10 protein-coding genes are annotated in these 12,754 nt (G+C 33.3%); all 10 read left to right on the top strand.

Annotated features, from left to right (window positions below):
* Positions 1-124: 124 nt before the first annotated feature.
* Positions 125-919, top strand: coding sequence for an MBL fold metallo-hydrolase (locus EDD66_RS06755; RefSeq protein ID WP_123608797.1), 795 nt, complete (start codon positions 125-127; stop codon positions 917-919).
* Between the two features lie 16 nt (positions 920-935).
* On the top strand, positions 936-1,208 hold the full coding sequence (locus EDD66_RS06750) for an ACT domain-containing protein (RefSeq protein WP_123608796.1): 273 nt from the start codon (positions 936-938) through the stop codon (positions 1,206-1,208).
* Positions 1,209-1,222: 14 nt separating this feature from the next.
* Positions 1,223-2,587 carry a PFL family protein gene (locus EDD66_RS06745; protein ID WP_123608795.1) on the top strand — a complete coding sequence of 455 codons (1,365 nt, stop codon included), beginning with the start codon at positions 1,223-1,225 and terminating at the stop codon, positions 2,585-2,587.
* A gap of 92 nt (positions 2,588-2,679) precedes the next feature.
* A complete protein-coding gene (locus tag EDD66_RS06740) occupies positions 2,680-4,140 on the top strand; it encodes an aminoacyl-histidine dipeptidase (protein WP_123608794.1) in 1,461 nt (486 codons plus the stop codon).
* A complete protein-coding gene (locus EDD66_RS06735) occupies positions 4,140-5,321 on the top strand; it encodes a CapA family protein (protein WP_123608793.1) in 1,182 nt (393 codons plus the stop codon). The genes EDD66_RS06740 and EDD66_RS06735 overlap by 1 nt, the downstream gene beginning before the upstream one ends.
* A gap of 277 nt (positions 5,322-5,598) precedes the next feature.
* Positions 5,599-6,855, top strand: a complete 1,257-nt coding sequence (locus tag EDD66_RS06730; RefSeq protein WP_123608792.1) for an LCP family protein — start codon at positions 5,599-5,601, stop codon at positions 6,853-6,855.
* Between the two features lie 205 nt (positions 6,856-7,060).
* The gene (locus EDD66_RS06725; protein ID WP_170164271.1) at positions 7,061-9,241 is read left to right on the top strand and encodes a methyl-accepting chemotaxis protein; all 2,181 of its coding nucleotides are present in this window, start codon (positions 7,061-7,063) and stop codon (positions 9,239-9,241) included.
* A 272-nt stretch (positions 9,242-9,513) separates the two neighbouring features.
* Complete coding sequence (locus EDD66_RS06720) at positions 9,514-10,929, top strand: ABC transporter substrate-binding protein (RefSeq protein ID WP_123608790.1); 1,416 nt, start codon at positions 9,514-9,516, stop codon at positions 10,927-10,929.
* Positions 10,930-11,068: 139 nt separating this feature from the next.
* Positions 11,069-11,911, top strand: a complete 843-nt coding sequence (locus EDD66_RS06715; protein ID WP_123608789.1) for a carbohydrate ABC transporter permease — start codon at positions 11,069-11,071, stop codon at positions 11,909-11,911.
* Positions 11,911-12,741 carry a carbohydrate ABC transporter permease gene (locus EDD66_RS06710; protein WP_123608788.1) on the top strand — a complete coding sequence of 277 codons (831 nt, stop codon included), beginning with the start codon at positions 11,911-11,913 and terminating at the stop codon, positions 12,739-12,741. Before EDD66_RS06715 ends, EDD66_RS06710 begins: the two co-directional genes overlap by 1 nt.
* Positions 12,742-12,754: the final 13 nt, after the last annotated feature.

Below are 12,754 nucleotides of genomic sequence, written 5' to 3'. Positions count from 1 at the left end.
TAATGTCCACGATAAGCAGATTAGTCCATAATGTTACATGGCATTCTTCATGCCTGCATGTATGAATGCCATGTAACATTATGGACAAGTGCAACGTGAGCGAAAGAACAGAAGGAAGACAAAAATGAAATTATGTAGTATTGCAAGCGGAAGTAGTGGAAACTGTATCTATGTTGGCAACAATAATACTAATCTGCTGGTTGATGTAGGAATTAGCGGGAAAAGAATCGAGAGTGGTCTGATCAGTATCGATATAGACCCTAAAACAATCGATGGAATATTAATTACTCATGAGCATTCGGATCATATCAGTGGCTTAGGAGTAATGGCGAGAAGATATGGGATTCCAATCTATGCTACTGTTGAGACGATTAGTGCAATTTTAAGGATTAAAAGTATTGGTAAAATATCAGAAGAACTTTTCAGATATATTGAACCAGATGTAACTTTTGAAATAAATGATATGGCTGTGAATCCATTTTCTATTTCACATGATGCATCCAATCCTGTCTGCTATACCTTTACATCAAATGGGCAGAAAATAGGCGTTGCAACAGATCTGGGGAAATATGATGATTATATTGTATCTAATTTAAAAGGTTCTGAAGTGCTGTTACTTGAAGCAAATCATGATGTAAATATGCTTCAGGTGGGAGCTTATCCTTACCACTTAAAGAGAAGAATTTTAGGAGACAGAGGTCATCTTTCCAATGATAATTCAGGCAGGCTTATAAGTGAATTATTGCATGACAAATTAAAACATATTTTCCTGGGACATCTTAGTAAAGAGAATAATTATCCTGAGTTAGCATATGAAACAGTGAAAATAGAACTTGAAAATAATCACTGTAATGTGATGGAGCATATAAGTCTAAGAGTTGCTAAAAGGGATGAACCATCGGATTACATAATTATATAATTTTTAGGAGGCAGATATGAAAAAAACGGTTATTACGGTAGTAGGAAAAGATAGTGTTGGTATAATAGCAAAAGTATGTACTTATTTGGCAGAGAATAATGTGAATATCCTTGATATTTCACAAACCATTATTCAAGGCTTTTTTAATATGATGATGATTGTTGATGCTAATAATGCATCAAAGGAATTCCGCAATCTGTCCTCTGAATTAGAAGAGTTAGGTAATAAAATCGGAGTAGATATTAAATGCCAGCACGAAGATATATTTGACAAAATGCACCGTATTTAAGAAAGGAAATTATTATGATCAATATACATGAAGTTATAGAAACAAACAAGATGATAGAGCATGAGAATCTTGATGTAAGGACTATAACATTAGGAATAAGCTTATTAGATTGTGCGGACAATAATCTTGATAAGTTAAACCAGAAAATCTATGAGAAAATCACCACTGTTGCAAAAGATCTTGTAAAAACAGGACAGGATATTGAAAGAGAATATGGTATTCCAATTGTAAATAAAAGAATTTCCATAACTCCGATTTCATTAGTAGGATCCAGTGCATGTAAATCACCAGAGGACTATGTTACAATTGCAAAAACTTTAGATCAAGCCGCCAAAGAAGTTGGAGTTAACTTTATTGGTGGTTATTCTGCTCTTGTGTCCAAAGGAATGACAACGAGTGATAAGAATTTAATACTTTCTATACCACAGGCACTTGCCGGTACAGAAAGGGTATGCAGTTCTGTAAATGTTGGTTCTACGAAAACAGGGATTGATATGGACGCGGTAAAACTTATGGGTGAGATTATCCATAAAACAGCAGAACTTACAAAAGAGAAGGACTCCCTGGGATGTGCAAAATTAGTGATCTTTTGTAATGCCCCGGATGATAATCCATTTATGGCAGGAGCATTCCACGGTGTTACGGAAGCGGATGCAGTTATTAATGTAGGAGTAAGTGGTCCGGGAGTGGTAAAAAAAGCATTAGAGAGTGTAAGAGGCGCAGATTTTGGAACACTTTGTGAAACAATTAAAAAAACTGCATTTAAAATAACAAGAGTAGGACAATTAGTTGCAACAGAAGCTTCCAGAAGGTTAAATATTCCTTTTGGTATCATAGATTTATCTTTAGCGCCAACTCCCGCTGTTGGGGATAGTATTGCTGAAATATTTGAAGAACTTGGTTTAGAATATGCCGGAGCACCAGGAACCACCGCTGCACTTGCCATGCTTAATGATCAAGTGAAAAAGGGAGGAGTTATGGCCTCTTCTTATGTAGGTGGATTAAGTGGTGCCTTTATTCCTGTAAGTGAAGACCAGGGAATGATTAACGCTGTTAAGGCGGGAGCACTTACTTTAGAAAAATTAGAAGCAATGACCTGTGTATGTTCTGTAGGTTTAGATATGATTGCAATTCCAGGAGATACAAAGACTACAACGATTTCAGGAATTATTGCGGATGAGATGGCGATTGGAATGATAAATCAAAAGACAACTGCAGTAAGAATTATACCGGTAATTGGTAAGGATGTAGGAGATATTGTAGAATTTGGTGGTTTACTGGGTTATGCCCCTGTAATGCCGGTAAATCCATTTGGATGTGATGATTTTATTAATCGTGGAGGAAGAATTCCTGCACCAATCCATAGTTTTAAAAATTAATCATTTATAAAGTGGGAATCACAAAGCTTGAAATAATGATTTGTTTCCCAATTACTTATAAAAACAACTAAGTTGAAAGGAAGTGCTGTTAAATGAACAGTGTATTAAGTGCAATCGATTACAAAGGAATCTTTAAATTTTTTGAGGAAATATGTGCAATTCCCCATGGCTCAAGAAATAATAAAGAAATTAGTGATTATTTAGTATCTTTTGCAAAGACAAGAGGATTAAAATACTGGCAGGATGAATTCCTTAATGTAGTAATTGTTAAGGAGGCAACTAAAGGTTATGAAGATAAACCAACTGTTATCATTCAGGGACATATGGATATGGTATGTGAAAAGCGGCCAGAAATTGTTCATGATTTTATGAAAGATGGATTAGACCTTAAAGTAGATGGAGACTTTATCTATGCTAACGGTACAACTCTTGGCGGAGATGATGGTATTGCACTTGCATATGCATTAGCGATTTTAGATAATGATTCTTATGTTCACCCTAGATTAGAAGTTGTTATAACCACAGACGAAGAAATCGGTATGGATGGAGCTGCAGGTCTGGATACCACTCCTTTACAGGGACAATATATGTTTAATATTGACTCAGAAGATGAAGGAATCCTCCTTAGCAGTTCAGCAGGTGGTCTGACAAGTATCTGTACAATACCCCTTCAACATGAAGAAAAAGAGGGTACCATATATCAAATTGATATTAGTGGATTACAAGGCGGACACTCAGGTGTTGAAATTCATAAAAATCGTACCAATGCATCTATATTAATGGGAAGATTATTATTTGATTCCGGTAAAAAAATCAATTATGATTTAATAGAAGTAAAAGGTGGATTAAAAGATAACTCCATTCCAAGAGAAAGTACCGCTAAGATTTTAGTTCAAAGTAAAGATGAGGACACTTTAAAGGAAACGATAGATTCACTTAGTGCTGTTTATAAGAATGAATTGAAGACAAGTGAACCTGGTTTAAAAGTTGGAATAAATAAGTTAAATGATAATTCTAAAGTCGATGTATTAAAAACAGAATCTTATAAAAATGTTATGACTATGTTATTATATGCTCCTAACGGAGTACAGGTAAATAGCTCTGATATTGAAGGACTGGTTGAAAGTTCATTAAATTTAGGAATTCTTAATATGGAAGATGGTAAGATCATATTCTCTTACGCGGTAAGAAGTTCACTTAGCTCTTACAAGCGCTATTTAAGTGATAAATTACAAAATATTACGGAACTTCTCGGAGGAAATTATACTGCACGTGGTGATTATGCTGCATGGGAGTACAAGAAGGATTCTAAATTAAGAGATACTTTAGTCAAGGTATACAGAAGGGACTATGGCGAAGAACCAAAGATCGAAGCAATTCATGCAGGTCTTGAGTGTGGTATTTTTGCCGGAAAGATCAATAATTTAGATATTGTCTCATTTGGACCTAATATGCATGATATTCATACACCAGATGAAAGATTAAGTATTAGCTCTGCAAAAAGAGTGTTTGATTATGTGGTAAATTGTTTAAAGGAATTATGTGAAGATTAATGAGTAAAAAAAAATTTGCTTTATTATTAGGTTTTATGATATTTTCTTTACTTACATTATCTATTGTTATAGGAATGGAAGTAATCAATTATTTTAATACTAAAGATAATATACAAATTAGTGATACTCCGGAAAAAAATAATGTTGTACCTATAGAAGAAAATATACCTGAGATAATTGAAGGAGAAGAAAGTGACGAGAATATTTCTGAAGAAGAAAATTCTGTGGAAGAGCCAGACTCACCAATCTCACTTGCATTTGCAGGAGATGTGCTTTTGTCAAATCACCAGTTAAATCAATATGATAAAGGGAATAATAAAATTCACGGGATACTTTCCAAGGATTTAGCAGATATTATGCTTACAGCAGATATTATGATGGTCAATCAGGAGTTCCCATTTAGTTCCCGTGGAACCCAGGCAGAAGACAAACAGTATACATTTCGTGTGGATCCGGAACGTGTTAATATTCTTTCAGAGATGGGGATTGATATCGTCACATTAGCAAATAATCATACCTTAGATTATGGAATAGATGCATTACTAGATTCTATAGATACCTTAGACAGGGAGAACATAAAGCATGTAGGAGCTGGCAGGAATTTAGAGGAAGCAAAGCTGCTTGAAAGTTTTGAACTGCAAAATAAAAAGATAGCATTCTTAGGCGCCTCAAGAGTAATACCAGTCTACGAATGGAATGCAATGGAGAATAAGCCGGGATTATTTACAACTTATGATCCAGCCTTGCTACTAGATGAGATAAAAGCTGCAAAGCAGAACCACGATATTGTTGTTGTATATGTCCATTGGGGAATAGAACGGGCAGAGTACCCCAAAGATTATCAAAGAAATATGGGTAAGCTATATATTGAAGCTGGCGCCGATGTGGTAATTGGCGCACATCCGCATGTATTACAGGGAATTGAATATTATAGAGGAAAACCAATCGTATATAGTCTGGGTAATTTTGTATTTGGTACCAGCACATTTCAAACGATGGTTCTAAAAACAGAAATTAATACCGAGAATGAAATCGTAATCTCTATTATTCCATGTCAATCTAATAATGGTTACACAACACTTAAAGATAAAAAACAATGGAAAGAATTTTACAAATATATGGAACAAATTTCTTTTAACGTAACTATCGATGAAAATGGAGTTGTTCATAGCAAGGAATAAAAAATCCATATTGACACAAGGTATAAAATTAGTATAAACTATTTTAAATTTTAAAAAAACAGAATACTAATTTGTATTAATATGATATAATATCCACGATAAGCAGATTACTCCGTGAAGTTATGATAGTTTCTGTGCTTGCACTAAGAAACTATCATAGCTTTATGGATAAGTGCAACGTGAGCGGGAAAATGAAATTTCCGAGCTTCCAGTCTGCATTAATAGAATATCAATATCATATAAGAATTAACATTCTTTCGATTGTAGGAGCTATTAAATGGATAATGATAAAAATATAGAATCAACTTTTGACGATGAACTTATGCAGGAACTAAGCGAATCTCTTGCTAAGCAAATCTCTACTGAAATGGATGATGATGCTGATAAATCAAAAAACAATCCATCTGACGATGAGACATCAGAAAATAAGAAAAGACCAAAATGGGTTAAAATTACAGCTATCACAGGTGGTGCTCTTGTTTCTGTAATATTAATACTTTTTATAGTTGTAAATGCATTCCTTGGCAGAATAAATTTTACTGACTGGGGCAACACCAAAAATCAAGAAGAAGAGTTTGAAAAGGGTGAAGGAAACGGCGAGGAAATTGATCCTGATTCCGTACAATGGGGGCCGAATGGTTCTTTAAGGCAGGATAAAAATACTGTTAACGTTTTATTAGTTGGAGAAGAAGCCATTAATGAAGGTGGAGCCAGAGGACGTACTGATAGTATTATGATTGCTACCATGAATGTGAAGCAAAAAGCAATTAAATTAACTTCGCTAATGAGAGATATGTATGTACAGATACCTGGATATAGTGATAATAAGTTAAATGCAGCTTATCACACAGGCGGCATGCCACTCCTTAAGGAAACCATACAGCTTAATTTTGATATTGAATTGGATGGAGCCGTATTAGTTGATTTTGATGGTTTTGAAAGTATAATTGATAAATTAGGCGGCGTAGAAATTACTTTAACAGACTCAGAAGCCAGATATTTAAATACCACAAATTATATTTCTAATCCAGCGAATCGTAATGTGAAAACAGGAACTCAAACATTAAATGGCAATCAGGCACTTGGCTATTCCAGAGTTCGTTATCGTAAAGCAAGTAGTGGAGAAGCGGATGATTTTGGCAGAACATCAAGACAAAGAACGGTTTTAAATGCAATTTTTGAGAAATATAAATCTAAGAATGTAGCAGAATTAGTTTTACTACTGAATGATATTCTACCCCTTGTTACAACCGATATTCCAAAATCAGATATCGTTGGCTATCTTGGAACATTTGTGACACTGGGAACGACAAAGCTTGAAACTCTTCGTGTACCAATCGATAATGGTTATACCACAGCCAATATCCGGTCCATGGATGTCCTATTACCAAATATGCCAGCTAACATAGAGGCTCTTCATACATTTATATTTGGCTCAACTAATGTATCAAGCAGTACTCCGGACTTTGAGGAAGACGATTCAAATGTGTCAAAGAGTACTTCAAAACTAGAGTTTAATACAGCCAATCCATAAGAAATTTTAAATACCTTGTATCATTTGATACAAGGTATTTTTTTTTAACCGATAGTTAAGAATTCTAAATCGAAAAGAATAAAAAATATATGATAGGATAAAATATTCGAAAAATATCGAAATTTAATCTATACATTTTTTGCTTGTCATAATATAATGGAAAAGGGATACAAATAAAAGAAAAACTTACAAGGAGATGAAAATTATGGGCAAGCATAAGATTATTTCTAAATTCAAGATACCTAAAATAAGAGGGAAATCCCCTCATTTCTTAAGTAAACTGCGTAACTTAAATTTTAGAAAACCAAAAAAAGAGGTTCTAATCAATCATCCGAAACAAAAGATGAAGTTTGGAATTTTACAGAAACTTATAGTGGGATTCATTGTACCTGTCCTTTTTATAGTAGCATTGGGCATTATATCTTATTCAAAATCATCGGATGGATTAATATCAAATTATGAACAATCTACTTCCAACACAATTAATATGAGTTCTGATTATATGGAATATGTGTTTAATTCCATTGACGCTGTTTCAAAACAGTATGTTGGGGACACTGAATTGTCATATTTTACGAGAGGACTGGTAAATAATACGGCTTCAGAAAGATTAAAATATGTTACCACAATAAATAATGAATTAATGAAAAAAGTAGAATTGGAAAAATTTATTGAAAATATACATATTATTGCGGATACAAATATTCCTGTACTAACAAGTGAATTAGAAAATACAAATGGTTTCTATACTGAATTAAAAGAAAATGAGGAAGGGTTACAGCTTGATAATGCACCGGATGGATATACCTGGATTGGGGAACATTTATTTATAGATTCAAAGCTTGGAATAGATTCAAAGGATTATGGATTTTCTTTGATACGAAAATTCTCACCAGATAAAGCGTGTATTGTTATTGATGTAAAAAGAAGTGAAATTGAAACCTTTCTAAAAAATTTAAATCTTGGTGAAAATAGTATTGTGGGACTTGTAACGCCAGATGGGAAAGAGATTATTATCCAGAATTCTTCTTCTAACGATACGAAAATTATTGAAGATTTTAAGTTCAGCAAGGAAGAATATTATATAGAAAGCCTTAACAGGGAAGATTTAACAGGTTCCCAATATGTAAACTATAATTCTGAAGAACATCTTTATTTTTACAATAAAATTGGAGAGACTGGAATTACAATCGCGGCCTTAATTCCAAAAACCAATATTATGAGTCAGGCAAATGATATTAGAACAATTACTTTTGTAATTGTTGCATTGGCATGTATAGTAGCGGTGTCCATTGGAAGTTTTATCTCTGGCGGAATAGTAAAATGTATTAAGAATATTAATCACAAATTAAAACAGATTTCAGAAGGAGATTTAACAGTTGAAGTAAGTGTAAATCGTAAAGATGAGTTTGAAATTCTTGTACATAATATTACAGATATGCTTAATAATATGAGAAATTTAATCAGGAAAGTTGCCAGTGTAAGTGGATTGGTATCAGATTCTGCAATCCACGTTATGGAGGCTTCCAATACGATCTTTTTATCAAGTGATCATATTTCAATGGCTATTGAAGAAATTGGAAATGGAATCGCAGGCCAGGCAGAAGATTCACAAAACTGTTTAGTCCAGATGGATGAATTATCAAATAAAATAACAGTGGTTAATGACAATCTTAAGAATATTGAAAAATCTATAGATGATTCTAAGAATATGATTACTCAGGGAATTACAAGAATGGAAGAGCTTAATAAGCAATCCCAGGAAACAAACCGTATTACGAAATATGTTGTTGATAATATTACAGCTCTTGAGATTAAGTCTAAATCTATTGGGGAGATAGTTGAATTTATTAATGAAATTGCAGATCAGACGAATCTTTTATCTTTGAATGCATCTATAGAAGCAGCAAGAGCAGGTTCTGCGGGCCGGGGATTTGCAGTAGTAGCAGATGAAATCCGTAATCTTGCAACCCAGTCCATGAAAGCTGCCAATGATATTAATATAGTAATAAGTGATATAGCGAATCAAACTTCAGATACGGTATGTACTGCAAAAGAAGCAGAAAACATAGTAAATGCCCAAAACAATATTGTGGAAAATACAATCACTACATTTAAAAATATGAGCCAAAAGATTGAAGAACTAATTAATAATGTAAGCGAAATAGGCAAGGACATGAAAAATATGGAGACAGCAAGAGCAGGTACTTTAGGTGCGGTTGAGAATATTTCTGCAATTTCACAAGAGACATATGCAACATCAAATAACATATCCGAGATTGTACATGATCAATCGGTTTCAGTAGGAGCATTAGAAGAAGCGTCGGGTATTTTAGGTAAAAATGCAAAAGAATTAGAAGAAGCAATTCATATGTTCCAGATATAAGAAGAGTAATATAGAGCACAATAAATAATATAGAATTCAATGGTTTACTGTATGTTTTACACAAAATTTTTTGAATATCAATCTATTTAAGTATCAAAAAGATATAAAAACTTTAAAATATCTATTGCATTTTTAATTATTTATGATAGAATAAAAATATAGTTGAAAACGTTACCGGTAAGGTTACTGATAACGATACCAAAAAAATATTTTCGACTAGTGAGTATCTATTAAATAGCAATATGCTATCACAAAAAAGGAGAGGGAAAGATATGAAAAAACAAAAAAGACTTATTGCACTTCTATTGACAGTAGTTCTATCTATTGGATTGCTTTCTGCCTGTGGAAAGAAAGAAGATGCGAAGGACACATCTGATCCAGCTGCAACCACAGAAGATACGACTGATGAGGCAGCTGCCGATACTGAAAAAGTAGATGAGATTTATTTCTTAAATTTTAAACCGGAAATCGCAGAAGTTTATGATAAGATTGCTACAGATTATGAAGCTGAAACAGGTATTAAAGTTAAAGTTGTTACAGCAGCAAGTGGTACATATGAACAAACATTAAAATCAGAAGTAGCAAAATCTGATCCTCCAACCATCTTCCAGATCAATGGACCGGTAGGATTCCAATCATGGAAAGATTATTGTGCTGATTTAAAAGGTACACAGCTTTACAGTTATTTATCAGATCCTACCTTAGCTGTAACTTCCGGTGAAGGAGTATATGGTATTCCTTATGTTGTTGAAGGTTATGGTATCATCTATAATAAGTCTATCATGGATAAATATTTTGCTTTAACAGATAAGGCAACAGATGCAGCTTCTATGGAAGATATTAATAATTTTGCTACATTAAAAGCTGTTGTTGAAGATATGACAGCACATAAAGATGCTCTTGGTATCAAAGGTGTGTTTGCATCAACTTCTTTAGCTGCTGGTGAACAATGGAGATGGCAGACTCATTTAGCTAATTTACCATTATTCTATGAATTTAAAGATAACACAGAATTCGATAATACAATTTTAGCAGGCTTAGCTGCCGACGAGATTGAATTTAAATATGCTCCAAACTTCAAGAATATCTTTGATTTATATGTAGATAATTCTGCTTCAGAAAAAGGTTTATTAGGAAGTAAAACAGTAAATGACTCTATGGCCGAATTTGCACTTGGTCAGGTTGCCATGGTTCAAAATGGTAACTGGGCATGGTCACAAATCAGTGGTGTAGATGGAAACATCGTTAAAGAAGAAGATATTAAATTTATGCCAATTTATACTGGTGTAGCTGGTGAAGAAACCCAGGGGTTATGTGTTGGTACAGAAAATTATTTTGCGATCAATAATAAAGTTTCAGAAGCGAAACAACAGGCATCTGTCGCATTCTTGGAATGGCTGTTCTCAAGTGACAAAGGAAAGGCTTATGTATCTAAAGAATTAGGATTCATTGCTCCATTTAATACATTTACAGATGCTGAAAAACCAGCGGATCCACTTGCAAAGGAAGTTTTAGCATGGATGGGTAAAGATAGTGTAGTTTGGACATTTGCAGCTTTCCCAAGTGAAGACTTTAAGAACTATTTTGGAGATGCATTGCTTGAATATGCTCAAGGTGGAAAAACATGGGATGAAGTTACTGCAGTTGTAAAAGATTCATGGAAATCTGAAAGAGAAAAAACAAAATAATTATTTACGAGAATCATTGAATATTTACTGGGGTGTTTTAAATACATATTAATAATAGTTATAAGAAACATTCCAGTAAAAGCGTGGTGAGTCAATTCAAATTGCTTTGGCTCACCATTTTTAAATAGGAGAGGATAACATGCAAAAACATACAAAAAAATATTTCCCTATTTTTCTATTACCTACATTAGTTGCATTTATAGTCGCCTTCATAATACCATTTATATTAGGAATCATACTCTCATTTACAAAGTTTACAACTGTAATTGATGCCAAATGGATAGGTTTAGGCAATTATATTGAAGCATTTTCAAATAAAGAATTTTTAAATGCACTTATATTTACAGTGAAATTTACGGTAGTATCCGTCATCACAATTAATTTTTTTGCATTCCTGTTTGCATTACTATTAACAAGAAAAGTAAAAGGAACTAATATTTTCAGAACTATATTTTTTATGCCTAACTTAATTGGTGGAATTGTTTTAGGTTACATATGGCAATTAATCATTAACGGTGTTTTATACAAATTTGGAGTTACATTAACTTTCAAACCAGAATACGGTTTCTGGGGGCTGGTAATTCTTATGAACTGGCAGATGATTGGTTATATGATGGTAATTTATATTGCGGGTATTCAGAATATATCAAAAGAGTTGATTGAAGCTGCCAAGATAGACGGTGCAACATCCTTCCAGGTATTGCGCAAGCTTACAATACCACTTGTCATGCCATCCATAACCATTTGTTTATTCTTAACTTTGTCTAATTCGTTCAAATTATTTGATCAGAATTTAGCATTAACAGCTGGTGCACCATCCAAAAAAACTGCTATGTTAGCACTTGATATCTATAATACTTTTTATGGTTCTACCGGTGGAGAAGGAGTAGGTCAGGCGAAAGCAGTTATATTTTTCTTAATCGTTGCGATTGTTGCTTTTATACAACTTAGCTTTACAAGAAGAAAGGAGGAGGAAAACTAATGAAGAAAGAGAAGAATCATATTATTTCATTTATCATATTATTGATTTTATCCATTTTATTTTTAGCTCCAATACTCATTGTATTTATTAATTCTTTCAAGGGTAAATTCTATATAAGTGAACAGCCTTTTAGTTTTCCGGACTCAACAACTTTTGTGAAATTTGAAAACTATGTGGCAGGTCTTGAAAAGACAGGATTATTAACTGCAGCTTTTTGGTCATTTTTTATTACAGTTTTTTCAGTAATTGCGATTATTATATGTACTTCTATGACTGGATGGTTTATTACAAGAGTAAAGAATCAATTTAATAGCGCACTATATTATTTATTTGCTTTTTCTATGATTGTACCATTCCAAATGGTAATGTATACTATGACAAAAGTGGCAAATGTTTTAAAGCTGGATAATCCAATTGGTATCATTTTAATCTATCTTGGATTTGGATCCGGGTTATCCGTATTTATGTTTTCAGGGTTCATTAAATCAATACCTTTAGAGCTGGAAGAAGCGGCAATGATAGATGGGTGTAATCCATTGCAAACATTTTTTAGAATTGTATTACCTGTTTTAAAACCAACAGCAGTGACTGTTGCAATATTAAATACCATGTGGATATGGAATGATTATTTACTTCCTATGCTAGTAATTGGAACAGAATACAAAACGATACCAATAGCTATACAATATCTAAAAAGCGGTTATGGCGGCATTGATATGGGAGCCATGATGTCTATGCTGGTACTTGCAATAGTTCCGATTATCGTATTTTATTTATTCTGTCAGAAATACATAATTGAAGGAGTTATCGCAGGAGCTGTAAAAGGATAAAGATTAACAATAA

Source organism: Mobilisporobacter senegalensis, assembly GCF_003752155.1.
GTDB classification, from domain to species: domain Bacteria; phylum Bacillota; class Clostridia; order Lachnospirales; family Lachnospiraceae; genus Mobilisporobacter; species Mobilisporobacter senegalensis.
This window is presented reverse-complemented; position numbering and strand designations above follow the sequence as displayed.